Genomic DNA, 25,068 nt, shown 5'->3' on the forward strand with positions numbered 1-25,068 from the left:
CCTTTCTTATATGTAAATGGTGTAGTAAAGCGACATCTGCAAATCACTAAACTTATACTGTGCTGTCTGGTCTGGCTCTAATGGTTTCATAAGCCCCAGCTCTTCCCAGCGTCTGTGCGTTATCTCCGGCACTGCTCTAAACTTCTTTACCTCATGCCCGCTGTATTTTCGGTATTCCTCGCTTATCTCATGGTCTGCAAACGGTTTGAACGCTGCCAGATACCCTACGTAAACCTCTGCTTTGCCCTCGATAATGCGCAGGCGGTCTGAACTCTCCAGCGTGCCTATAAATTCCTTTACTGTCACAGTCTGCCTCTCCTACTTCTCTGGCATTTCGTACAGCCTTGGTATTACTGCTGCAAACGGCTGTACGTCCATGCCGCCCCTTATTACGGCTGCACCGCCAGCCGTAAACAGATAGCTTACGCACGCTTTCTGTATCTCGTCCAGAACCTCTAAGCAGCGCTCTTTTGTGGCATACTCTCCGATTTCCTCTAAACACCCGTCACTTATGCAAATTACGTGGCGCTTTTTGTCTGCCTCTGCGCCGCCTCTCTTTTTCTTTATGTCCTCGTACTCTCCATACTCTACGCAGGCGTAATTACCGCCCAGTCTATACAGCTTTTCTTTATTCTGGCTGCGTATATATACCTCGCTCATTGCCTTTATCTCCTTGCCTCTAAGTTTTCTATTTCAGAAATGCAGTTTGACGGTATCAGCTCATAAGCTGCCGCCTCTATTTCTGTAAGCGCCTCTTTGTACTCAATGTATCCCCACGCCTGCCGTTCTATCTCTGGTACGTTCTGCCGTTCCTCAAAATTTTCTATATGTAAAATCTCGTTTCCCTGCGGCTTTGGAAATGTTCCCCGTGATAACGGGCGTAAAGGGCTGTAATATCTGTGGCTCATTCTCCCGCCCCGCTTTCCGTTGTTTCGCCCAGCAATATTTTTCTAAACATACTCTCAAAAATCGGTACTGGTATGCTGTTCCCCGCCTGCTTATACAGTGGCATTGTGTAACGCCCTACTTTTTTATGTACCGCAGCAGCCGCCTCGTAGTCTGCATCTGTATAGCCTTGCAAGCGCCAGCACTCCCGTTCTGTAAGGTATCTGTAGCGCCCGCCGCCCATATCTATTACCTGTGCTGGTGTTCTGTCTTGCCTTGCGGTAATTGTAAAAGCGCAATCCTCTATTACCGTTGCCCGTCGTATTCCTTTCTTTCCGATTGCATCTAAAACGCTCGGCTGTGTCACGTCATACACTGGCGGCGCATCTGGTAGTAAAAAGTCGTTAATATCTTTCATGGGCGTTTTTATTAAATCATCAAAAGAAAATTTTTCTTTTCCCAATACAGATACTGTGAAAACTCTTTCTCTTGATTGTGGTAAACCAAACTCTCTTGCGTCCAGTATTTCAAAATTGCTACTATATCCCAGCCGTTCCATTTCTGATAAATACAAGTTGAAATTTACCCGCATATAGCGGCTTAACACATTTTTGACGTTTTCCCATATTACGTACTTTGGTTTCCATTCTCCCATTTGTTCGATAATATGAATTGTTTCCCACATAAGGCTTGAACGTGTGCCGCTACCTTTGTCTGCTCCCTTACCTCTATTTATCCGTCCCGCCTCTGCTGTCGCTTTTCCTTGGTGTCCTGCTATACTAAAATCTTGGCAAGGGCTGCCATGTATTAAAATGTCTGGTTTTAAATTCCAGCCTACGACGCTTTGCGTCTTATATGGCAGCTCGTCCGCAAACATTGCGTTATAGGAACGTACTGCCTTTTCGTCTATCTCTACATAGTCAATGGCTTTTACTGGTATGCCAATATTGCGCAGTGCGCAACGTGGGCTACCTATCCCGCCGAACAATTCTAAAATCTGTATCATGGTTCTTTTTCCTTTCTTTCGTAGTAAAATAGTAATCATTCATAATCAGCATTTCTTTACTGAAAATGCACGTAAGCCCCAGCGGTACTGTAATAAATGCTATCGTTATGTCGCCCTCTGTCGCCCATACTGCCAGCACGGTAATTGCAAGCATTGCAAGCCCACAGGCTTTCTGTTTAATGAAATACCAACGGCGGGCTTTCTTTGCCTGCTCCTGTTGCCGCCTCTGCTCTTTTTTCTTACGCATATCTGCCATTGCATCTGCGTAGCCTTTCTGGTATGCGTCCTCTACTATCAATGCCTCTGCTGCCATTCTCTGCCTCTCTTCCTTTCGGCGGCGCTCTCTGTCTTTCCATGTGTGCCGCTCTCCTGTTCTGGCGTTTGGTTTTACCGTGCGGGCTGCTTTTCGCATTAAAAAGCAACTGAAAACCTGTTGACTGTCCACATACTTTCTGGCTGGTATGACCGCCGCTATTTTTCCACGGTATACAGATTGCAGCTATTAGCCTGCTACCCTCTGCCGCAGGCTCGCCATGCCTGCTACACAATGTGCCGTGTGGGACTTGAACCCACGACTTGCCGCTTATGAGGCGGCTGCTCTAACCAACTGAACTAACGGCACTCGTGGCGGCTGCTGCCGCCTACTCATTAAATAAAAAGCCTTTTTCTATTAAAAACCTTATCCAGTCGCAGCCCGTTACGTCGTCCCGCTCAATGAATTTGTAAAAGCTCTCTGCGTCCTCTATTCCGTATTTCTTCAAAATGTTTCTTGCGTTCTTTACTGCTGGCGTAGTAAAAACATTCTCTGCGTAAAATGTAGCCTCTATAGTCCCGTAGCTGTTCTTTCCTGCTGGTGTTCTCATTTCCACTACGACTACATTCTTTTTGCTTTTTCTTCCTACGCCCTTTCTTATTACTACTGCCTCACTGAATAACCAGCCATTCCAGCCGCTACGCATAGGTGCAAACTGTGTGCGTGGCACTTCTACTAAGTCGCCTGCCTGCAATTTATTAAAATCTACTTTTTTCATGTGTCTTACCTCTCTTTTGTTATTCTTGTTTATAACGCCTGCTGCCCTGCTGCCGCCGTGTAGGTTTTCAGTGTGGCGTTGCAGCGTTTGAACTCCCTATAAATTGTGTCCCTATGCGTTCCCAGTGCCTCTGCAATATCACTTACACTGCTGCCCTGCTTACTCATAGCCTCTATGGTCTGCCTGTCCTCGTAATGCAGACGCTTGTACTTTCGTTTCGCCATGTTCTATGCTCCTTTCCGTCCTCATTTGCTTTTATGGTAAAAAAATAAGCGTGTCAGAGTTTTTACGCTCTGCACGCTCTTCTTTTCTGCTGTTTCCTATAAAAAAAGAAAATCGGCAGAGGCTTTATAACCTCTTGTCGATTTTCATTCTAAAACTTATCCAATTTCGATATTTTTCGGTTACAGTTCAGCCATGCGCTCGTTTGAATGAGAAAGTGTGTTGCAAGCTTGCTTGCATAAGCACTTTTTCATCCAAATCAGCATATGGTGGAACCACCAAGCTTCTTGTTTTCATGAATATGAAAACAAGAAGATGTAATGGCTGAACTGTAACATTTTTCATTATGGCCGAACAATAACGTTTCCTGCATCCGTTCTCCGGACCTGTTTATCCGGCTCTTCCGTACCCGGCAGTCCTTTTCCCGGACTCACCGTACCTGTTCATGCAGCGGTCTGCGGATCTTCTTTCTCGTAAGTTCCACGAGACCAAGAGGTGTCATATCAACAAGTACGGTCTTCACCGGGTCTGCTGTTACAGCGCGCCGCAGTGCTGCGAGAAGTGTCTTCCGGCTCTCCTCTTCCTTCATATCAATAAAGTCCACAATCATGATCCCGGAGAGATTCCTGAGACGGAGCTGGACAGCGATCTCCTCCGCCGCTTCCAGATTTGTCTTCAGGTATGTCTCTTCGGACGTCTTCTTTGAAACGCTCTTAGCCGTATTTACATCAATGACCGTGAGCGCCTCTGTAGGCTCGATCACAAGATTTCCGCCAGATTTTAACCAGACCGTCTTTGAGAGCGCCTGGGACAGGATCGTCTCCAGATGATAGAGGGCTGTGAGTGGAAAATCATCGGTATAAAGTCTGAGTGATGGCATTCCTGCTGCCATGGGACATGCCATCTTTGCAGAATCAACCGCTGTGGAATCCGCTGTTGCTGAGGAGCTTTCTGCTGCCTCAGAATCCGCTGCTGTCCCGGAATTCTCCGCTGCCCTGCTGTCTGTAATCCCTAACGCATCCTGCAGTTCTTTATAAACTTCCGGCAGATCCGTGACAACTTCCAGTCCATCACAGATCTTCAGATCCCGGACCGCACGAACCGCAAAACTCTCCGGCCGATACAGCACACTGTAACAGGTCCGGTTTGCCGCCGCCTTACAGATTGCCAGATACCGTTCATAAAGCGCTGCAAACTCCTCAAACACCTTATCGATCCCAGCCGCCTCTCCGTTCGTCCTGACGACAAGACCGCTGTCTCCGTGTTCTGTCGCCTCCCAGCGCTGTTTCACTGCATCCCGCCATTCCTTATCCCGGATCTTCGCGGAAATTCCCAGAGAACTTTTCCCGGCACTCAGAACCGCCGTCTGCCCTGTCAGCGTAAGATTTGAGGTCAGCACCGCGTCCTTCGTCTTCACCGCGGACCGTTCCACCTGCACCAGGATCTCATCCCCTGCTTTTAAAGGTCCATGTTCCGTCTTCCCGTCCGCGTAGATCGGACGCGCATTTTCCTTCAGGCTGTAAAACCCGTTGACACCCGGCCGGTACTCCACAAAAGCCGCATTGATGTTCTTTGAAATATTCTTCACTTTTCCGACAAAGATCACGCCGGTCTCTTCCTCCGCCGCCTCCGGCTCAAAGTCGATCTGGGCAGCATGTCCATCTTTAAAAAGCACTGCGGCGGTCTTCCCGCGCAGTGCCGTAATGATCAGTTTATCCAACGTGTTCTCCAATTTCTTCTCCGAAGGATTCCAGAGTCACAAAGTCATGTTCTCCCGCGTCCGCGTAAACTTCCTCACGATTGATGCGGAACGCGAACTGCGGATATTCTTTTCCCAGAGACTTACAGTATGCCTCGAGGACCAGCTCCGGCTTTACGTTCGCAGCACTTCCGGAAGAAAGCTGCAGGAAGAGTCCGTTTCCGTCCGCCCCGCGGTGTGCCTCGTAGATCAGAGGCTTTAAATCCATCTCCTTCTCGCCCTTTTTCGTCTTTTTCACGATATTCAGGTTTCCGTTTTCGATGAAATCAAGAATTCCGTTGTAGAATTCTTCCGGTGTCATGGAAAGTCCGTTCTCGTAATCGTCTCTCAGGACGATGGTATAATCACATGCCGCAACGATGGACATGGCGTTTTCCGCGTCATCCGGCAGTTTCCGGTAGCTCAATACCTCAACGCCTTCCACCATCGTGTCGTTCAGCCGCTTCACCATCTCCGCGGAAGAGTCCGTGGATAACACCTCGATATCCAGATACTCGCCGCATCCGGTAAGTCCCACACCGAGCGGTGCCGCAAAGGACATGATCTGGTGTGGGGAGAAACCTTCAGAATAGCGGATATCCACATCCGCGCGGCGCATGGCCTTCTGGAAATAGCGCATCGTGTCGAGATGTCCGATGAACTTCATGGCTCCCTGCTTGGAAAACTTAATTCTGATCTTCATAACAGACACCTCCTCCAAATCTTCTCACACCACAGCCGGAACAGCGCATTCTGCAGTTCGGGGTGACAGTCTCTTTTGTCGCGTTGATCCACTCTCTCTTTAAGAATTCCTTCGTCACACCTGTGTCGATGAAATCCCACGGGAATATCTCATCGAGGGAGCGTGCTCTCGTCGTATAGAAATCGATGTCCACGCCGCATGTCTCAAAGGCATTCATCCAGATCTCATTGTTAAAGCTCTCAGACCATGCGTCATAGAGCGCGCCCTGTCTGTAGGCCTCCTCAATGACAGCAGCGACCTTCCGGTCTCCACGGGCAAGAACGCCCTCGAGGACCGTCACGTCCGCCTCATGCCAGTTGTATTTTAAGCTCTTGTGGTTCAGCATCTCGTGCATCTTGTGGTTTACAATACGGGCTTTTCCGAGAAACTCCTCTTTTGTACTCATCTGCGCCCACTGGAACGGGGTAAATGGCTTCGGAACGAAGAATGACGTACTCGCAACGACCTGTACCTTTCCATTTCGCTTGTCCTTCGGAATCTCGTAGTACTTCTCCGCGATCTTCTCGGAAAGCAGGGCAATTCCTTCCATATCTTCCACGGTCTCTGTCGGAAGTCCCAGCATGAAATACAGCTTTACACGGTTCCATCCGCCCTGAAATGCCAATGCGGAGCCGTTTAAGATATCTTCCTCTGTCAGTCCCTTATTAATAACATTTCTCAGTCTCTGGGAACCCGCCTCCGGCGCGAAGGTCAGGCTGCTCTTCTTGACATCCTGAACCTTGCTCATAACGTCAAGGGAGAAGGCGTCGATACGCAGGGACGGCAGGGACACGTTCACGCCTTTGCCGTGGAAGGTATCGATCAGGAATGTTACAAGTTCTTCCAGACTTCTGTAGTCACTGGAACTTAAGGAGCTTAAGGAAATCTCCTCATGTCCCGTGCTCTTTAACATCTTATAAGCCAGCTCTTTTAAGCGTTCTACGTTCTTCTCGCGGACCGGACGGTAGATCATTCCCGCCTGACAGAAACGGCAGCCGCGGATGCAGCCGCGCATGATCTCGAGAACCACGCGGTCCTGGGTCGCCTTGATAAACGGAACCAACGGTTTCTCCGGGTAGACGGACTCTGTCATTTCCATAACAAGCTGCTTTTCCACCTTCTCCGGCACCCCCGGCGCTGTCGGCAGAAAGCTCCTGATCGTGCCGTCTTCCTCATATGTCACTTCGTATAAGGACGGAACATAGATTCCCGGAATTCCCGCTGCCTTTCTTAAGAACTCCTGTCTGGAATCCCCGTTCTTTCTGGACTCCTTGTATACATCAAGAAGCTTCCGGTAGGAGACTTCTCCCTCTCCGATATAAAACATATCAAAGAACACCGCGATCGGCTCCGGGTTGTAGGAACACGGACCGCCACCGATGACGACCGGATCATCCCAGGTACGATCCTCCGCGTGAAGCGGAATGCCGGAAAGCTCCAGCACCTGTAAAATATTTGTATAGCACATCTCGTACTGAAGCGTGATTCCGAGGAAATCAAACTCCTTCACCGGGTCCTGGGACTCAAGGGCAAATAACGGAATGTGTTTCTCTCTCATGACCTTGTCGAGATCCGACCACGGGGAGTACACACGCTCACAGTATACGTCCTCGTACTTGTTAAACATGTCATAAAGGATCTGGATTCCCAGATGGGACATACCGATGTCATACACGTCCGGGAAACACATGGCAAACCGGATGTCCACAGTGGACGGATCTTTCTTCACCATGTTCACCTCACCGCCGATGTAGCGGGCGGGCTGCTGGATACTCAAGAGTATCTCTTCTGGCAATGCTAATTTTCTCATAAAACCTTATTTTACCTACATTTCTCATGTTTTTTGCGATGTATTCATCGCTGTTTTTGGTTCCTTTTAGTTCTTTTTTCTGATTTTCTCCGTAAGCGAAAAAACACAAATTCTTGTCAAGTGTTTTTTTGTCACGGACAGTTTACATAATATTTTTCGCTCTTACGACAAAAAAAGTTTTTTCTGAAATACGCACAATTCGGATTTTCCATCATTTTACGGATAAATCCGCTCTAAATGTAAAGATCAGACCGCATTATTATACGGTATTTCTCGCGTTTCCGCAACAGATTCTTTCCGGGAAGCGATTTTTCGAGCTCCTATCGTCGAACTTTTTATCAAGTTTTCCGAATATTTATCAAATCCGGGAATCTCAAAAATCAGGGTTTCCGTGAACCTCACATGACTAAAGTCACATACTTCTCAACCGTTTTAAACGGCAAGACCGGATACCGGCGGATACGCCTGAAACTTAGAACTGCGCAGATATGCGCATCCTCCATGCCGGGTACGGCTGGGTTCCACATAACAGGTAGTCCTCCGGATATCTGCCTGTGTTTATGCAGCTTTCAAACATCCATGCTCATTCTGAAGGATGAGCAGGTCAGCATAAACGCATGAGGTTCTGCGCTTCACCGCAGGTACTTTTGCCTCCAGTGAAGACCTTTCCGTTTCCGGTAAGGTTTTTATGATTTCCCGAATCCAGTATCTCGCTCCGATATTGTAGGATGCTGACAGATCACAGTTATACTGTTTTCCAGATTGGAAAACACACAGGCTGTGGTTCTTCGGATCTCGGCTGACCGGTCCGCTTCCATCATACGCCAGACGGCTGGTATTCCATGCGCAGACACGGGACACACGGATCCCATACCGGTGTGCTTTGTGTTCGCACATAGTCTGGATCTCCCGTTTTTTCCAAAGATGCAGTTTCTGTCGTTTCTTTCCTGAAATCTTTCCCTTCATTTCCAGGTACTCAAACACGATCACATCCGCATGATTCTCATGAGCATATTCTGCGATCGAACGGCCAGTCTTTCTGGCAAGTTCCGTATTCAGACGTTTCGCATACGCCCATCGGCTTCCGATCTGCCTGGAACCGTGTTCCTTCTGGAATCTCCGGATCCTTCCGAGTACATGGGACAGCCGGTCTTTTTCACTGGGGAAATTAATAAATTTCCGGTCCAGAACAGTTCCGTCTGACCGCATGATACTACAGACTGCATCCGTATTGATTCCAAGATCCACACTGCAGATGAGCTGATCCTTTACAGGTGTTTTTGATAATGTAACTTCTTCCGTATAAGAAAAGCGGAGAAAATATTTCTGATGTCGTTTTAGAAAGATCGATAGTATCCATTTTATATGTCCTCTTCCCGATAGCCATGATAACTAATGGTACACCGGAGCAGAGCATTCATTTGCACACTATCTCCCACACCATCTTGCGCACTATAATAAAAGTTATTTTCTCAGATAGCAAGATTTAACGTATCAGATAGCTTTGCTATCCTTCTCAGGATGGAATCCTGAGAGCCAGAGCTGTAGAGTTCCCATGGAACAATACGTGCAGTTTACGGTGCTTGGCGGTCGCCATTCCGTTTTAGAACGGCTGCTTTCCGAAGCAAGACGGTCGGTATCACAGACTGCAATACTCATCAATAGCAAGGGTTAAAGCCAGGCATAAATGCCTCTATTGACAAGTGTTGCAGTCTATGAGGTTAGGCAATCAAGCAGAACAAAGGATTGTTCTGCGCCGGCTGTTACAAAACAGATTATGGCTGCTTGCGGGCATAATGTGGCCGTTGGTATCCGTAATATGCAATACGTTTAGAATATCCTCAACACCCGTCTCGGAAAGTAAAAATGGGAGCTGCTAATGGCAACTCCCCTCTCTTTTTAACTAAGCTCGTCCGTCTTAAAAACATTGTAGCCTTCATAGTAATAGCTTGCATCAATACCTTTCATGTACACTGTACGGTCATCAATCATATCTGTAAGTGCATTTTTTAAAAGGAATTTGATTTCAATATCCTTAATCGGACTTCTTTCCATAGCCAAAAGATAATCTTCTTTATCCACCTGGCTCCAATCCACAACTTGTCCAATTTCTTTTTTCAGCATTGCATCTAACCAGATGCGGGTACTTCTTCCGTTTCCCTCTCGAAACGGATGCGCTACATTCATTTCCACATATTTTTCGATAATTTCATCGAAATTACTTTGTGGCATATGGTCTATATTTTCGAGAGCTGTTTGTAAATACATTAATGGAGCGAATCGAAAATTCCCTTTTGCTATATTGACAGTTCGGAGCTGTCCGGCAAAATCATAAATATCATCAAACAAATATTTATGAATCTTTGCAAGTCCCGCAAAGGTCCCCACTTCAAATGTATCAAGTAATCCCTTTTCAAAGAGTTCAGCAGCTTTCTTTTTACTGAGTTTTTCTTCCAATCTGGCTAATTCTGCGGAATCTCGAATTCCCAATTTGTTCGCTAATGCCATTCTGAATCCCTCCTACTTTGTGATTGTGCCAAGTCGCTGGCGCGACGGCCAGCCCCAGATACAATTATTTCACCACTTTCAAAAAAAGTAGCAGTTTTTGAATATATGTTGTATTGTTGAGATACCCCTACCTTAACATAAACATACACAAAAACTGCTATGCTTACTTTATCATGGATTTTTAATCTCAACAACTACATATCTTATTTTTTTATTCGTCCGCCACCTTTTTTAATGTTGACATTGCTTTTATCACATTTCAAAGGAGATTTATCATGGACAAATATTTGGATTCTTACAGGGAAATGATTTCCCTTCGCGGTCTTACTGACCATACCAAAAAAACTACTGCACCTATATCCGGGCTTATCTGCATTATCTGACTGACATCCTTCACAAATCACCTGAAGATGTTTCATGGGAAGAGCTGCGTGATTACATCCGTTGGCTTCAGAAATCAAGAGCCCTCTCTGACCGCACTGTCAACTGTGCCATCTCACAACTGCGCTTTTTTACACTGTATGTTCTTCATAAACAATGGGATGATACACAGCTTCCCATGCGTAAATTTGATGAATATCTTCCTTACGTTCCCTCCAGACAGGAAACATGGCAGTTTATTTCCACCATGCCTGATCTAAAGCAGAAAACCATGGTTACTGTCATGTATTCCTCAGGACTTCGCATCGGTGAGGTATGCCGGCTTCGTTATAAGGATGTCGACCGCAAAAATATGAGGCTTTACATCCCCCACACCAAAAACCGTTCTGCCCGGTATGCCATCCTTTCCAAAGCAGCTCTCGACCTGCTGACTCAGTACTGGTTTGAATGTGGCAGGCCCAGGGGCTATCTTTTTCCAAAGCAGTATGGCGGAGACAGACCTATTGACGCTTTTTTCCTTTCAAGGCATATCCATGCACATGAGGACAGACTGGGATGGGAACGCAGGATTACCTGTCATTCTTTCCGTCACGCTTTTGGCACTCCCCTTTATGAGGATGGGGTTGACCTGCTTACCATAAAGGCTCTTATGGGACATAAGTCTCTGACCTCCACTGCTGTCTATGTGCACCTTGCTGCCAATGGAACTTCCTCTGCGGTCAGCCCTTTTGACCGCCTGGCTGGTGTTTTCCATGAATAGATTCAAGATCCGGCAGATATTTGATCTTTCCTATGAAGCTTATTCTGCAGAAAACCATTACCGGTCAGACATACAGCGGAAAGCTGCACTTGCCATCTTAAACTGCAAATCCGGGAAACTTGGTGTAAACATAAGCAGATGCAGTAATTGTGAACATGTGGAGATACACAATAACTCCTGCCGCAACCGTAACTGTCCTAACTGTCAGGCAGTTCTCAAGGAGGTCTGGGTGGATAAACGCAGGGCTGAGGTCATTGATTCCCCCTACTTTCATGTGGTCTTCACTCTTCCGCATGAATTAAACCCGCTCATTTACTGTAACCAGAAGCTTTTGTATGATCTCTTTCACAGATGCTGCGCCGAAACACTTCTGGAATTGTCTGCGGATAAGAAGTGGCTCGGGGCAACACCCGGTATCATCCAGGTGCTCCACACATGGAATCAGGAACTTGCCTACCATGTACATATGCACTGCATTGTTTCCGGCGGCGGGCTCACGAAGGATGGAAAAATCCGCAAATCCTCCAATCACTTTTTTATCCGCACGGAAGTGCTTCGGGATAAATTCAAGGGTAAATTTATGGCACACCTTTCCGCTCTTTATGATAACGGTTCCCTGATTTTTTCTTCTTCCTGTGATGATCTTAGGAATTCCTATCACTGGAAAGAATGGAAAAATAGCCTTTACGAAAAAGACTGGTGCCCTTATATTAAAGAGACCTTTAACGGTTTCGGCAATGCCATTGAATACCTTGGACGTTATACCCACAAGATTGCCATTTCCAACAGCAGGATTCTTTCTGTTACACAGGATATGGTTACCTTTTCTGCCAGAGGGAAGAAACCGGGCGAACCAAAACGTCTGATCACCCTGGATAACAGGGAATTTATCCGCCGGTATCTGATGCACGTGCTTCCTCCGGGTTTTCAGAAAATCCGCTATTATGGTTTTCTGAACAATCGCATGAAATCCACTAACTTAAAGGTGATCTTTAAGCTTCAGGGAAGTCAGCAGTTTAAGCAGCGCTATGCCGGTATGTCCATGGCAGAACTGTTGAAGGCTGTCTGGAAATTTGACATCTGTCTCTGCCCGGAATGTGGGCATGCAGCCATGAAACAACTGGGAAGGTGCTATGTCTCTCCCTCCTGATACTTCGGTTTTTCATACACTTTTTGAGACCTCCCACCGGAAGGTCTGCGAAGCATGCCCAAAAACGGAAACTGCTTTGAAAAATTCACCTTTCCTGCATTACAGGGCACCTCAATTTTCTGTTTTTACTTTCTGGGAAGAATGCTTTTTCCATACGGTATCCAACTAAGTCCCGCGAATTGGTACAATCGGAAAGAATCACATTCAGAGCAGCTTATCTTTTGTGTAAGCTGTTCTTTTTTGACTGCTCTGAATCTGATACTTTCCTTAGGTATTATACCATATGTTACTAAGCATGTAAACACATGTTCGATATTATTGTAAATAAATAGCGCACCTAACTCATCACTGAAGTAACGAGAATGCGGTGCGTGTTTTTCAAAATGATCAATATATTCCTCACCCTGGAATACAATGATTGATACGGATACGCGGCATCCCTTGGTTAAATGCTCGATGTCTTCCTCGGAAAGAAGATCGTATATTTTATCCGTGGAATAGCGATACTGGTCCCCATCATCACTCTTGATCGTAATCTTACTGGAGTTTATCATGGTGATCGTACCGGTATACTGATATTCTTCGTATTCGTAATCATTATCTATATCTTCATCCGGATTTTCTGACCCGCCTCCGCCGGAATTTCCACCGGACGGGCTGTCCTGGTGTGGGAGATTCGTCACATTCCCACCGCAGGAATCATTGTAATCCTTATACTGGGAACTGGTTACGGTCTTCGTCTCGATCGGAATATCATCCGTATGGATATCATGCAGGATGTATCCGTCTCTTGCTTTGATCTCTTTTGCGGAATAGTCATATGTCAGGCTGATGAACTGTTCGTAATACTTATCCCGGTCGTCTTCCATTTCTTTTTTGGATTCTGAACCATCTTCATCTTCACCATTTTCATAGCCATTTTCCGCTGTTGCACAGAAGAATCCGGTATTGGATTCTGAGATCAAATCCTCACAGGTGGAAACTTCATTCTCCCAGTTCTCAATTTCATCCTTGTTTAAGATTTCCCCGGTTTCCGGATCTTCTTCCGGTTCCGGTTTTGCCGGGTGTCCGCCGCAAAAGCCCTTTGTGTATGTATACGTCTTCGTATCCCTATGTGCTGTTCCGGTGCCGGCAGAATATTTTAAAAGTCCATTGGTGTCCGTTACGTCATCATCAATATTATACGGGTCATTGCCTTGATTTCCCTCCGGATTGCCGGAACCATAGTCCCATCCATCCCATTTTAGAAACTGGCTGCCATTGTCAGGAGGAAAAGCGTCTGGAACACTAGGCAAAGGCATTGGCGAGGAAAGAGCGGACGCACCGGCTTTGCACCAGGGCCGTCATGCTGGAAAGCTACCTGCCCCACCCGGCAGCAATCACGGATGAACAGGTCAGCTTGTTTTTAAAGCTGCTGTTCCATCAGGACAGCACCCGCCAGCTCATGGAACGGATTTTCGCTGGAAACGGCAGTTTAGAAGCAAAGGACACAGACTGGGAACGGCCTTGACTGGCTTCCAGTTCGTCCGCCCGTGGGCTGCCCCTCTGAAAGATGGCGCAATTATACACCAGTCGAGCCGGTGCGTTGCGCCCTGCCGGGGGGGTCCTGCGGAAAGCTATGGATTTTCCGCTGATTTTCAATCCGCTCCAAATCCCCACAGGGGAAGCTACCCATCCCCTGCGCTGGCTTGTTCCAGCTACCTAGTTTGGTGAATTTTCCTAAAATAGATTGACATGAAACCATATTTTTGTTATGATTTTTACATAAAATATAGGGAGGGGATTCCAATGGGGGGGAAATTATTTACTTAAAACTTAATTATAGTAGATAGGAGGAATGTGTGAAATGAAGAAAAAGATAATTCTATTAGCTTTAATAATCATGGCATGTTTTACTACTGTAGCTTTTGCAGCAGAAGAAAAACAGACTAACTATCAACCAGCTTCTACTCCTACAACTGAAGCAGAATGGTGGGATTGGTTTAATTCCCTTCCGGCGGATATTCAGCAACGTATTAATTTTCGACCCGGTAGTAATAAGAGACAAAGTGAGTCTACTCAGGAAACCGGTTTATCTCAAGGTGCAGAAGTAAGTGATTTATCATCTCGTGCATCACTATTACCAACAGGTGGTGGTGAACCAGTATATAATTTCAATTACTGGGAAGAAAATAAACTGTATGCTAACTGTTATATCTATGCGATGGATGTTATTACTAGTACTGTAGGCGGTGTCAATCCTGGACATTACGGCGGTGGAGAAATTACCTTTGAAGATTTAAGTAAAAGTAATATTTGTTCATTAATGTATACTGGGACTAAAAATGATGGCCCTTATTTGGGAAACGGAAGAAGTATTAGAAGTTCTTCAAAAAATGAGAAACCTAGGAGTAATGAATACAAAGTGGCAATTGTCATTGCTCCTGGTGTGGATTATCACTGGTATGTTCAAAATTCTGATGGCTATTGGTCACACAAACCTGGTACAACCAGTTGCACAAAAGTCGATGCTTCAGGAAACTTTATTACAGATCCACAAACGGCAAATAGAAATTATTCCTATGCTAACTATAGTAAATTTTGTGGATATTATATTATGACTCGAAATTAAACATTTGGGATAAATATTATCAGCAGGAAACCGATTTTGGTTTCCTGCTTTTTCTTTGCCCGGACGCCGGGAGAAAGGAGGTCACACTCGTCATGCCACCATGCCCGCACTTTGATTTGAGAATTGTCCAGCGGAGTAAACGCCAGTCTGCCGTTGCTTCCGCTGCCTACCAAAGCGGGGAACGGCTCTTTTCCGAGTGCGACCAGAAGCAGAAATACTACTCCCATAAAAGCGAAATCGTCCACACGGAAATCATGCTGTCGCTCCATGCCCCGCCGGAGTACGCTGACCGCAACACCTTATGGAACGCCGCCGAGGCCGCAGAGACCAGATGGCAGAAACCTTTGCCACCCACACCTCCTGGAATGCGCAGGAAATCCGCACCCGCTCTCTGGAAATTCTGGAACAGATGCGGATCCGAAACGGAGAAGAGGTTCTGGAAAAATACCCACACCAGCTTTCCGGCGGCATGCTCCAGCGTATCATGATCGGCATTGCCATGGCCCTGCAGCCGGAGCTTCTGATTGCCGATGAGCCGACCACCGCCATCGATGCCATCACCCAGTACGAGATTCTGGAAGAATTTATCCGTATCAAAAAGCAGAAAAATACCGCCATGCTGTTCATCACCCATGACCTGGGCGCCATCTCCAAAGTAGCTGACCGCATCCTGGTCATGAACAGCGGACATGTGGTGGACAGCGGAAGTTTTACCACATCCTTAAGCATGCCGATGACCCGTACACCCGCATGCTGGTGGAGAAACGATCTGCCGTCATGCACCGCTACCGCCAGATCTTACACGGAAAGGAGAGTTCCCATGCTTGAAGTAAATAACGTCTGCGTCAGCTTCCGCAGCGAACGCCAGGAAAAGCTGTTCGGCACCACCCGGGACCAGGTTCTCTTTGATGTCTCCTTAAAGGTGCCCAAGGGGACCTGTCTTGGAATCCTCGGAGAGTCCGGAAGCGGAAAATCTACCCTGGGCCGCGTGATCTGCGGTCTGTTAAAGCCCGACAGCGGCGAACTGAAGATTCACGACACTTCCGTCTACGCCTCCAGAAGCGGCAGAAAAAACCTGCAGAAGCGCTTAAGTGTTGTATTTCAGGACTATACCACTTCCGCAAATCCCCGCTTCCGGGTAAAGGAGATCATTGCAGAAGGACTGGCCGCAAGAGAGCGCAACCAGAAAATCCGGTTAAACCGGGCCGAAGAAACCAGCCGCCTTTTAGAGCTGGTCGGTTTAAACGCTTCCTACGCAGACCGGTATCCCCATGAGTTATCCGGTGGGCAGCTGCAGCGTGTCTGCATTGCCCGGGCTGTGGCCTGCCAGCCGGAGATCATTCTCTTTGACGAAGCCATCTCCTCCCTGGATGCCCACACCCAGGTCCAGATCATGGACCTTCTGCATGAACTGAAGGAAAAGCTGGGACTGACTTATATTTTCATCACCCATGACCTGACTTCTGTCACCTACCTCTGCGATGAAGTGCTTTTCCTTTACCATGGCCGCATCACCGAGCACATCCCGGTATCCCGCATTGCGGAGACCAAAGACGAATACGCGAAGAAGCTCCTGGCTTCCATTATCGAATTTGACTAAAGGAGAATTTTTTAAGACTTATGAGACTGTCTGACTTCAAAGCCGGCAGCGGAGTAAAACAGACACTTCCGCTGCCTGTCACCAGCCCCTATTCTGTAGAAATGACCGTGATCTGCGGCAGCCGCCCAGGAAAAAACCTGGTGGTGACAGCCGGTGTTCACGGCTGTGAATACGTCGGCATCGAAACACTGAACCGCCTGAAACGAGAGTTGGAGCCCGCCGCCCTGTCTGGCCGCGTGATCCTGCTGCCCCTGGTAAACCCGGAAGGCTTCTACCAGGGCAGCAAACAGACCATCCCGGCTGACGGCAAGAACTTAAACCGTATGTTTCCCGGCAAACCGGATGGCACCTTTTCCAGCCAGCTTGCCAGAGTACTGGAAGAAACCCTGTACCCCGAAGCGGATTTCCTGATGGACCTGCATGGCGGTGATGTCAATGAAGCACTGACTCCGCTGGTCTTCTTCCCAGCATCCGTTCCGGAATCCTTGTCTGCCGCTGCTTCGGCTGCCGCTGAAAGTCTCTCTGTTCCTTACCGTGTTGCATCCACCTCCCAAAACGGACTTTACAGCTGGGCAGCCCAATGCGGTATCCCGGCCCTCCTGGTAGAGCGCGGAGATCGCGGCCTGTGGAGTGAAAAAGAAGTTGCCGCATGCCGGGAAAATGTGTATGAGCTGATGAGGCATCTGGGAATCCTGAATGCAGCTTCCGTTTCTCCCTGCCTCCAGCAGGCCGAAATCCGCAGAGCCGTCTACGAAGAAGCTCCCGCGGATGGCTTCTGGTATCCCGCCGTGTCGGCAGCCGGTCAGAAATTAAAACAGGGCACCCTGCTTGGCACCCTGAAGGATTCTTATGGAAATGAAATTGCCTGCTATACTGCTCCGTTTGACGGTGTTGTGCTGTATTACACTTTAAGTCTCGGTGTAAAAAGCGGGGATCCGCTGATTGCATACGGAAAGCTGTAAATCTGCTCCATCCAGACTAATACCCAGGCATATCCAATATGCCTAGGTATTTTTTTCACTTACCTTATCTCTTTCATCAGCACATCTTTCCCGGAAAACGCAAAGCCCAGTTTGTAAATTCTATCCACTGGAATTCCCACTGCCAGCAGGTCCTTTTCATACCCCGCTCCTCAATCTGCTTTAACGCATTGTCTGCCGTCTGGTCCAGATTCTCCTCCCTAAAACATACTTATAAATATTTTACATAGATGTATCTATTTCATGCAAAACATATCATCAGGCTTCGCAGTCCATTTCCTGTTGTCTGTGCTTATTATAGCTAATTTTATTTGGAAGTACAAGATACTGTAATTCCTCAAGTCACCCCTCAAACATCTCCGCAAATTCCTCCGCAAACTCATCTTTCAGCATAAACCGGTCGATCATGCCGTTGTTCAGATACCATTCGAAATCGGCTCCTCTCTGTTCCGCGATGAGAATCAGGCGGATCTCCGGATTGATGCGGCGGACCACCTCACACAGCTCGATTCCGTTCATGGTCGGCAGTGTGTACTCCGCGATCAGAAGATCATAGGCTGACGGATCTTTCTGGACCCGGTCGATAAGGGCCGCCGGGTGTGCGTACAGATCTACCGTCTTCCGGCTGTGAGATGCGGCCGCTTTCCAGGTCTTCGCGGACTCTTCACTGGAGACAATCGCAATCTTTTGTACATGCTTCAGCCGTTTCCGGCCGTCAGCTTCCACTTCCGGGCCGCTCTGCGGGATCTCAATGACAAATGTTGTTCCCTCACCCGCTTTGCTCTCTACACAGATCGTTCCGCCGACCGATGTCACCATATTCTGGACCACTGAAAGACCGAGTCCGGTGCCCTGTCTGGATCCTTTTGTTGTGTAGAACGGTTCAAAGATCTTCTGCATGGCATCATCTCCGATCCCGCAGCCAGTATCAGATACCTGCAGGCGGATCGCATCGTTCCCTTTTGCCTCCAGCCGGATCCGCAGCTCCTTTCTATCGGTCTTTTCCATAGCCTGAAACGCGTTTTTGCAGAGATTCATCAATATGTGTTCCGCCATCCGTCTGCGTCCTAAAACATACAGTGGTTCCTCCGTAATCTCTGTTTTCAACGTGATCGCCGCCGGGGCAAGCTGCCGCACGATAGATACCGCATTCCCGACTTCTTCCGTAAAGTTCAGCGGTTCCAGCCGCACACCGGTATCCTGTCTGGAAAAGGCAAGCAGTTCTTTTGACAGATTCGATGCCTGATCCACCGACTTTGTGATCTCATGGATCATCTCCTGATTCTCGGAAGAAATGGACTCATCATTCTCAAGAAGCTCCGCATAGATCAGCACTGGTGTCAGATAATTGTTGAATTCATGCGCAATGTGGCTCGCCATCATTCCCAGAGACTGGATCCGCTGGTAATGCCGGATCTCGTTGTTTTTCTGGACCAGCATCTCCATTCCGTGATTGATCTCTTTTAAATACGTGATCTCCTTTTGCTGGGATTCCGCCAGAAAACGGTTTCTCAGGAAAAATACCATGATCACCACAAGGATCATCATGTACAGGATCATCACGCCGATCAGCATGGTCATCATGCTCTCAAGCGGTCCCGAAAGTTCATGGATCGGCAGTGTGGAATTGACGATCCAGCGTTCTCCCTGAATCGAGATTGCCTGAAACGCAACGACGCGGCGGACTCTCTTTAATTCAGGATCATCCCAGACATATGTATCGATCACACCGGTTCCGGAGTCCTCATTTTCCTGCCTCATGATCCAGGCATTCAGGCTGCTCATGTCAAGATATGGATACCTCTCAATACGTCCATCCACCGCTTCAAGACCGATCTGGTTTTTTACATGATGCATGATGATGTTCATATTCTGGTCTTTGACGCTGGAATATCCGGCTTCTCCGATCTTTACCGGCGCGACGATCTTCTCATACAGCGCTCCAAGGTCCATGGCAAATGTGAGCATATAGACCTCGGATCCGACAGGGACATTCTTCTCAATATAAAGCTCATACCATCCCGTCTGATCCGATATTTCTTTTCCCGTGATCTCTGCAGGATGATTTCCGTCCTGCGGATCCACTGCTTTCACTTCTCCGTCCGCAGATTCCCGAAACGTCTTTTTTCCCGGTTCATACCGGAATTTTGTTCCATCCGGTTCCGTCACAGTAATCCAGTTATAGACCCCTGCATTATTCTTTAAAAAGTAAGCTGTCCTCGCATTGATTCCGCCAGACTCCGCCCAGACATTTTCCGGCATTCCTTCCTGAGAATAAAACAGGTCAATCTCCTCAAGCTGCTGTTCCATGTAGGAATTGAGGTTATTTCCGACGATTCCCGCCATGGTTAAAAGCTGGCTTTCCTCCGTCCGGATCACCTGCTCCCGGTATTGACTGTAAAGCCGGGAACCTGCAAATATCACAACCACTGATAAAATGATCAACAGACTGACCGCCACCAGTCTTGATTTCCTTTTATTTAAAAATTCTTCCATTTTTTATCCCTACACATTCAGCATATATCCGATTCCACGTACTGTCTTCAGATACCGGGGCTGCTTCGGGTCATCCTCGATCTTGTTCCGGATCCGTTTCACATAGACGGTGATGGTATTGTCATCCACCACTGCCTCATTCCACACCTGAGTATAAAGCTGTTCCTTCGTAAACACCTGTCCCGGATGCTCCATCAGGAATCGGAACAGGGTCATCTCTCTGGCAGTAAAATTTAACGGCTCACCGTTTTTCAGGCACTCCATCTTTAAGGTATCTACCGTAAACGGGCCCTTGCGGATCCCGGCGTCTCCGGACGCTCCCTGGCTGTAGATCTGACTTCTGCGGATCAGTGCCTTTGCTGTCTGGATCAGGATCGCCGTATGAAACGGCTTTGTCAGATAACTGTCCGCGCCAAAGCCCAGTCCCAGCACCTGATCCATCTCATCGGATTTTCCCGACAGCATCATGACCGGCGTGTGGTCTCCAGCGGCGCGCATTGCCTGCAGCACATCATAACCACCCACATGTTCCATCATTACATCCAGGATCACCAGATGGAACTGTTGTTTCTTTAAAAGTTCCAGAGCTTCGCTTCCATCGGCTGCCTCCGTCACCTGCATTCCTTCACGGGTCAGGGCGGTCCGCACAGCCAGCCGGATCGCCCGCTCATCGTCCACCAGTAGGATCTTTTCTGTATTCATAAACTTTCTCCTGCGTCATTTTTCTTTCATTATAGCAAAAAATCCCGTTCTGCGGTACAAGATCCGTACTGCAGAACAGGGTTTTCATTCGTTATGTATCATTTAGATGGCAACAATGCCAAGAATCACACCGAATACCAGCATGATAAGGCTGATAATGTAGTACGGCGGAATGCTGAATTTCATATGATCTTTCAGCTCTGTTCCGGTCAGACCGATCGCAAGGTAAGTTGCCGGTACTAACGGGCTTACCATTAACGCGAGGTTCTTACCGATCAGCATGGTCAGAGCAGTATTCAGGGAAGCCACGCCATAGGTCTCGCCTACCTGCATAACTAACGGCATGATGCCATAGAAGTATGCGTCTGTTCCAACGCAGAGACCAAGCGGAAGCGCAAGAATACCAAAGATGATGTGAACGTACTTTCCGAGAGCCGCCGGAATGATCGCCATGATCGCATTTGCCATTGCTTCCAGCATACCGGTTCCGTCGAAGACACCTACCATAGCACCTGCGGCAAACAGGGTTGCGGAAATGATCAGGGCTGCCGGAGCGTGCTTCTTGATCAGCTTGTCCTGAGTCTTCTGGTTCGGGTAGTTGACAGCCAGAAGGATGCAGAGACCAAGCATGAAGATTACATAGGATTTACCGATACCTGTGGATAACAGGGCAATCACACCTACTGTAAGTAAGAAGTTGAAGATCAGGTAAGCGTTGGATTTTCTTAAATCAGCCGCCTCTTTCTTCGCTTTCTCATCAGACTCCACCTCTACGCCCTTTCCAGCGCCGGCACCATGCCTGATCGCAAACATGCCGAGAAGTACAGCAAGAACGATGTTCATTATCAGGCCGACAACCTGAAGCGGGATCAGCATGTGCCATAACTCAGTGGCATCCATAGCGAGTACCGTAGCCGCTCTCGCTGTCGGACCGCCCCACGGAAGCAGGTTCATAACACCCATGCAGGCACCTGTCAGGCAGAGAAGGCTACGGGAGTCAATGTTCATCTTCTTATATACCGGGTACATCGCCGGAATCGTAATGAGAACGGTGACAGCCGTAGTACCGTCCAGATGAGCGATCGTTGCGATCAGCGCTGTAACTACAGTGACCGCGATCACATTGTTTCCGGCTTTTTTTACCAGCCAGCCTACGATAACATCAAAGAGTCCGGTGTCTGCCAGAACACCAAAATAAATTACTGAAAAGATAAATAAGATACCATTGCTTGTGGTGGTTTTAATTCCATCCGCAATGAAGTCCATGACCTCTACCGGGGAGAAGCCGAGGATCAGGGCTGCAATGACCGGAATCACCGCCAGTACCACGATCGGAGACATTTTGCCCTTTAAGAGCAGTGCTACGATCGCGATGATCATCAGAAAACCAATAGCTGCTGTCATAATCATCTTCCTTTCTGGGTATTTGTTAAATTCCTTACAGATTCATATTTTACAGACAGCAGTTTAATTGTTCATGACTGGAAAATGACAATTTTGTCATATTTTTGCGGTTTCTTCCTGTTTCCGCTTCCGAAACTCCTCTTTGATCTGTTTCAAAAGCTCTGGTCTTTCAATCATGTCGATGCATGTTCCCGCAAGGATCTCCGAACCGGACCGGATTGCTTCATGGGCCCGCTCCGTCTTTCCCGCATCGAGATATTCCTGCGAATGCGCCGCGGTACCCTCTGGCACAAACGCTGTGCGGATGCAGCATCCGGGCACATCATACATAACATTTCCAAAGTCCGTGGAGCCCGTCTTTTCACGCGGTCCGGCGAGCTGTGGTGCCTCAAATTTTCTTGCATTTTCCATGATCAGGTCATTCAGGGTCAGGCACGGGATCTTTGCCTGAAATGGATAGCTTCTCTCTGTCTCACAGGTCGTTCCCGTCATCAGGCACGCACCCTTTATGATGTCCTGAAATCTCGGAACAATGACCTTCTCTAAGTAATCCGTACTATAAGAGCGAAGTGTATACTCTGCCTTTGCCGTCCCGGGAACGATGTTCGATGGACCGCCGGCATCAAGGACCGTATAATGCATTCTGGAATCCTCAAGAACATGTTCCCTCATAAACTCGATCCCCTGAAAAGAAAGAAGCGCGGCATCAAAGGCGCTCTTCCCTTTGTGCGGGCTCATGGCGGCATGGGCCTCTACCCCATGAAAGGTAACATAAAAGCACTCAAGTGCCATACAGCGGACATCAACGCAGGTATTGGGAGCTGCATGCATCATGAGCGCAAGATCAATATCCTGAAAGCATCCTTTCTCCTTCATAATGATCTTTCCGCCGACTGTCTCCTCCGCCGGTGTCCCGTAGATCACGATCTTATAGGGCTGATCCTTACAGAGATCCCGAAGTGCCAGGGCCGCTCCGATCACAGACGGTCCCTGCATGTGATGACCGCAGGCGTGACCGATCCCTTTCAGCGCGTCGTACTCTGCGAGAAATCCAAAGGAAGGTCCTCCTTTTCCCTGTTCATAGACAGCACGGAAGGCGGTCGGAAGACCCGCGATCCCACGCTCGATCTGAAATCCCTTTTTCTCCAGATAATCTGTAAGGATCGCGCTGGAGCGGACTTCCTCAAGTCCCGGCTCCGCCAGATCATAAATCCTGTCTGCCATTTTGGTAAGCTCTGCCATGTAAGGCGCAACGGCCTGTTTTATTGTCTCTTTCTTCATATCTCCATTCTCCTGTCACAATTTCGCGAAGACCCAAAGCGATCCGATCAATTCCTGAATTCCAGATCGATCTGCCGCAGCAACTTTCTAAGCTCCGTCACCATCCGGTTTCTCTGTCTCACGAAAGTCGTCTGATAGAACAGGTTCCAATCCGCAGGACTATTTTCCGGAAGCGCCTTCGCAGAAGCTTTAAGGAGCTGCAGCGGACCATATGCAAAAGAAGTATCCTGTTCATACTCGGAGCCTGTGGAGTGCATAAGACGGCTGAAAACTCCTCCGACGAGACGGCAAAGGCGGTTATGTTCTTCGGTCTTCTCCGTTCCCCATATATGTTCGAGCGTTTCACAACGATCCAGAACCTCTTTTAGAAGTGTTTCGATCTCATCCGCCGCCTGTTCATGCTCCTCTGAATTTTTTAACGTCTCAAAGTATGGGAGCCAGGTTTTTGCATAGCCGCGATAATCGGCAGGAAGCTTCTCCTTCGAGAGGAGTTCATACAGCAGAATGCCCACGACTCTCCCATCCCGCAAAAGCCCGTCAAGATCGATCTTATCAAAGGTATCGTCGATCGTATGCCACCAGTACACGCCGGGACCCGGAGCATCCGAGTGTTTTCGTTCTTTTTTCGCCTCATAACGGGGATTGATGTGATATGGGATCTCTGCGCCCCAGAGCGACTGGTCCGCTCCCCGCCCGATACGCCCAAACATCATTTCCGCCGCCGGATCTACCTTCCGCACCTGCTCTTTCAGCCATTCTTCGCCCTCAAGCCCCGCTGTCCGGATCGCAAGCGTATGGTCTGTTCCTTTTGATCCCAGAAGATCAAGATTCAGGTGAGCGATGCAGTGCTCCTCAAGCTCATCCCAGTGGTGATCACAATACCAGGTGGATCCCATATAGCGCCCGTTGGAATGTCCCGGCCACCAGGCGATCCGCAGGGAATAAAACAGCTCATCCTGATGTTCTTTCATAAAACGGGCAAGCTCCAGAGCCAGCGCATTGGCCGTGCAGTTGTCAAAAGCGCCACGGTACCAGGTATCATAGTGACCGGAGAGCAGGACAAAATCCCTGCTCTTTCCCGGGATCTCGGCGATCGGCAGCGCGACGTTTTTTACGCATGTGTCCACCTCGCTGGAAAGCTGCGCAAAAAGCTGTTTTCCTTCTGCCTCATATGTTTTCAGCTTCCGGATCAGTTTCTCCCCGCAGGGCTTTGAGACGGCGACCACCGGCATCCGTAACTGGAACAGAGATGAGTCCATATCCGGAGTTCCCCAGACAGGACTTACCGTGTCCTCATGGACCGCATCCTCGTCGGAGGTCCAGATCTGGATCCACCCGGCCGCTCCATGCTGCTCCAGCAATTTTGCGTAACGCTCATCAAATCCGTACCCGAGGACAAGCTTTCCGGCAACCGTTTCCATAAACTGTTTCTGTTCTGAAAGGGAGACTTCCGTTTTTGTTCCGGGATCGTAGATCAGTGGGATCTCGATCCTCCCTTTTGTGCTCTCCGAGAAAGACCTTGGACGGCATGGGAACTCCTCACCATCTGCGATAAGGACACTGCTCACCGGATTGCTCAGATAAGCTGGAAAATCCTCCTCATGGCAGGCGATCCCGGATTTCTCCAATACCTCAAGAATATACTCGACCGCGCGATACGCCTCGGGTTCACCGGAAAGCTTGTCGAACGAACAAAGGTACTCCAGATGTTCTCTTAAACGCTCCTTCACTTCAAAATCCTGCATCTTCTCTTTTCCTCCG

General features: G+C 48.2%; 25 protein-coding genes, 1 tRNA gene and 1 pseudogene. 7 read left to right on the top strand and 20 right to left on the bottom strand.

Going from position 1 to position 25,068, the window contains the following annotated elements:
• Nucleotides 1–6: 6 nt before the first annotated feature.
• The 13 genes from DW826_RS05770 to DW826_RS05830 form a co-directional block, all read right to left on the bottom strand.
• Nucleotides 7–306 carry a hypothetical protein gene (locus DW826_RS05770; RefSeq protein WP_117552288.1) on the bottom strand — a complete coding sequence of 100 codons (300 nt, stop codon included), beginning with the start codon at nt 304–306 and terminating at the stop codon, nt 7–9.
• Nucleotides 307–318: 12 nt separating this feature from the next.
• Nucleotides 319–660 carry a hypothetical protein gene (locus tag DW826_RS05775; RefSeq protein WP_002591245.1) on the bottom strand — a complete coding sequence of 114 codons (342 nt, stop codon included), beginning with the start codon at nt 658–660 and terminating at the stop codon, nt 319–321.
• Between the two features lie 5 nt (nt 661–665).
• A complete protein-coding gene (locus DW826_RS05780; protein ID WP_117552289.1) occupies nt 666–908 on the bottom strand; it encodes a hypothetical protein in 243 nt (80 codons plus the stop codon).
• The gene (locus DW826_RS05785) at nt 905–1,891 is read right to left on the bottom strand and encodes a DNA cytosine methyltransferase (protein WP_117552290.1); all 987 of its coding nucleotides are present in this window, start codon (nt 1,889–1,891) and stop codon (nt 905–907) included. The genes DW826_RS05780 and DW826_RS05785 overlap by 4 nt, the downstream gene beginning before the upstream one ends.
• On the bottom strand, nt 1,854–2,204 hold the full coding sequence (locus DW826_RS05790) for a hypothetical protein (protein WP_242994050.1): 351 nt from the start codon (nt 2,202–2,204) through the stop codon (nt 1,854–1,856). Before DW826_RS05790 ends, DW826_RS05785 begins: the two co-directional genes overlap by 38 nt.
• 235 nt (nt 2,205–2,439) lie before the next feature.
• Nucleotides 2,440–2,513 (bottom strand) — tRNA-Ile (locus DW826_RS05795).
• A 19-nt stretch (nt 2,514–2,532) separates the two neighbouring features.
• Nucleotides 2,533–2,922: a hypothetical protein gene (locus tag DW826_RS05800; protein ID WP_117469144.1), complete on the bottom strand. Its 390-nt coding sequence runs from the start codon at nt 2,920–2,922 to the stop codon at nt 2,533–2,535.
• A gap of 29 nt (nt 2,923–2,951) precedes the next feature.
• The gene (locus DW826_RS05805) at nt 2,952–3,146 is read right to left on the bottom strand and encodes a helix-turn-helix domain-containing protein (protein ID WP_002591239.1); all 195 of its coding nucleotides are present in this window, start codon (nt 3,144–3,146) and stop codon (nt 2,952–2,954) included.
• A 428-nt stretch (nt 3,147–3,574) separates the two neighbouring features.
• Complete coding sequence (locus DW826_RS05810) at nt 3,575–4,876, bottom strand: ribonuclease E/G (protein ID WP_117552291.1); 1,302 nt, start codon at nt 4,874–4,876, stop codon at nt 3,575–3,577.
• Complete coding sequence (locus tag DW826_RS05815; protein ID WP_117552292.1) at nt 4,857–5,585, bottom strand: TIGR03936 family radical SAM-associated protein; 729 nt, start codon at nt 5,583–5,585, stop codon at nt 4,857–4,859. The genes DW826_RS05810 and DW826_RS05815 overlap by 20 nt, the downstream gene beginning before the upstream one ends.
• Complete coding sequence (locus DW826_RS05820) at nt 5,569–7,434, bottom strand: TIGR03960 family B12-binding radical SAM protein (protein ID WP_117552293.1); 1,866 nt, start codon at nt 7,432–7,434, stop codon at nt 5,569–5,571. The genes DW826_RS05815 and DW826_RS05820 overlap by 17 nt, the downstream gene beginning before the upstream one ends.
• Nucleotides 7,435–7,992: 558 nt before the next feature.
• The gene (locus DW826_RS18445; protein WP_242994051.1) at nt 7,993–8,682 is read right to left on the bottom strand and encodes an IS200/IS605 family accessory protein TnpB-related protein; all 690 of its coding nucleotides are present in this window, start codon (nt 8,680–8,682) and stop codon (nt 7,993–7,995) included.
• A gap of 651 nt (nt 8,683–9,333) precedes the next feature.
• Complete coding sequence (locus tag DW826_RS05830; protein ID WP_117552294.1) at nt 9,334–9,942, bottom strand: Fic family protein; 609 nt, start codon at nt 9,940–9,942, stop codon at nt 9,334–9,336.
• Between the two features lie 559 nt (nt 9,943–10,501).
• Between DW826_RS05830 and DW826_RS05835 the strand changes: the two genes are divergently transcribed.
• Both DW826_RS05835 and DW826_RS05840 read left to right on the top strand, forming a co-directional pair.
• Complete coding sequence (locus DW826_RS05835; RefSeq protein WP_242994052.1) at nt 10,502–11,083, top strand: tyrosine-type recombinase/integrase; 582 nt, start codon at nt 10,502–10,504, stop codon at nt 11,081–11,083.
• Nucleotides 11,076–12,233 carry an IS91 family transposase gene (locus DW826_RS05840; RefSeq protein WP_117552295.1) on the top strand — a complete coding sequence of 386 codons (1,158 nt, stop codon included), beginning with the start codon at nt 11,076–11,078 and terminating at the stop codon, nt 12,231–12,233. Before DW826_RS05835 ends, DW826_RS05840 begins: the two co-directional genes overlap by 8 nt.
• A gap of 125 nt (nt 12,234–12,358) precedes the next feature.
• Here the strand turns inward: DW826_RS05840 and DW826_RS18210 are convergent, their stop codons facing one another.
• Nucleotides 12,359–13,528: a hypothetical protein gene (locus tag DW826_RS18210; RefSeq protein WP_242994056.1), complete on the bottom strand. Its 1,170-nt coding sequence runs from the start codon at nt 13,526–13,528 to the stop codon at nt 12,359–12,361.
• A gap of 50 nt (nt 13,529–13,578) precedes the next feature.
• Here DW826_RS18210 and DW826_RS18585 point away from each other — a divergent pair, with 50 nt between their 5' ends.
• Both DW826_RS18585 and DW826_RS05855 read left to right on the top strand, forming a co-directional pair.
• Nucleotides 13,579–13,743, top strand: coding sequence for a hypothetical protein (locus DW826_RS18585; RefSeq protein ID WP_343220140.1), 165 nt, complete (start codon nt 13,579–13,581; stop codon nt 13,741–13,743).
• 336 nt (nt 13,744–14,079) lie between these two features.
• Entirely contained in the window at nt 14,080–14,844 is a 765-nt protein-coding gene (locus DW826_RS05855; protein WP_117552296.1) for a hypothetical protein, read from the top strand.
• Here the strand turns inward: DW826_RS05855 and DW826_RS18590 are convergent.
• On the bottom strand, nt 14,841–15,071 hold the full coding sequence (locus DW826_RS18590) for a hypothetical protein (protein ID WP_242994057.1): 231 nt from the start codon (nt 15,069–15,071) through the stop codon (nt 14,841–14,843). The two genes, DW826_RS05855 and DW826_RS18590, sit on opposite strands and share 4 nt — an antisense overlap.
• On the opposite strand from DW826_RS18590, the pseudogene DW826_RS05860 reads away from it, so the two are divergent.
• From DW826_RS05860 to DW826_RS05875, 3 genes and pseudogenes are all read left to right on the top strand, one after another.
• A pseudogene (locus tag DW826_RS05860) lies at nt 14,967–15,179 on the top strand (MobA/MobL family protein); the annotation flags it as partial. The gene DW826_RS18590 and the pseudogene DW826_RS05860 sit on opposite strands and share 105 nt — an antisense overlap.
• The gene (locus DW826_RS05870; protein WP_343220141.1) at nt 15,176–16,444 is read left to right on the top strand and encodes an ABC transporter ATP-binding protein; all 1,269 of its coding nucleotides are present in this window, start codon (nt 15,176–15,178) and stop codon (nt 16,442–16,444) included. The pseudogene DW826_RS05860 and the gene DW826_RS05870, both read left to right, overlap by 4 nt.
• A gap of 20 nt (nt 16,445–16,464) precedes the next feature.
• On the top strand, nt 16,465–17,406 hold the full coding sequence (locus DW826_RS05875) for a M14 family metallopeptidase (protein ID WP_117552298.1): 942 nt from the start codon (nt 16,465–16,467) through the stop codon (nt 17,404–17,406).
• Between the two features lie 360 nt (nt 17,407–17,766).
• Here the strand turns inward: DW826_RS05875 and DW826_RS05880 are convergent, their stop codons facing one another.
• From DW826_RS05880 to DW826_RS05900, 5 genes are all read right to left on the bottom strand, one after another.
• Nucleotides 17,767–19,920, bottom strand: coding sequence for an ATP-binding protein (locus tag DW826_RS05880; protein ID WP_117552299.1), 2,154 nt, complete (start codon nt 19,918–19,920; stop codon nt 17,767–17,769).
• A 9-nt stretch (nt 19,921–19,929) separates the two neighbouring features.
• A complete protein-coding gene (locus DW826_RS05885; RefSeq protein WP_117483142.1) occupies nt 19,930–20,622 on the bottom strand; it encodes a response regulator transcription factor in 693 nt (230 codons plus the stop codon).
• 102 nt (nt 20,623–20,724) lie between these two features.
• The gene (locus DW826_RS05890) at nt 20,725–22,026 is read right to left on the bottom strand and encodes a citrate:proton symporter (RefSeq protein WP_117552300.1); all 1,302 of its coding nucleotides are present in this window, start codon (nt 22,024–22,026) and stop codon (nt 20,725–20,727) included.
• Between the two features lie 96 nt (nt 22,027–22,122).
• Entirely contained in the window at nt 22,123–23,307 is a 1,185-nt protein-coding gene (locus DW826_RS05895) for a M20 family metallopeptidase (RefSeq protein WP_117552301.1), read from the bottom strand.
• Between the two features lie 47 nt (nt 23,308–23,354).
• Nucleotides 23,355–25,052 carry a M28 family peptidase gene (locus DW826_RS05900; RefSeq protein WP_117552302.1) on the bottom strand — a complete coding sequence of 566 codons (1,698 nt, stop codon included), beginning with the start codon at nt 25,050–25,052 and terminating at the stop codon, nt 23,355–23,357.
• Nucleotides 25,053–25,068 lie beyond the last annotated feature (16 nt).

The sequence above is a fragment of the Clostridium sp. AM34-11AC genome (assembly GCF_003435375.1).
GTDB lineage: Bacteria > Bacillota > Clostridia > Lachnospirales > Lachnospiraceae > Pilosibacter > Pilosibacter fragilis.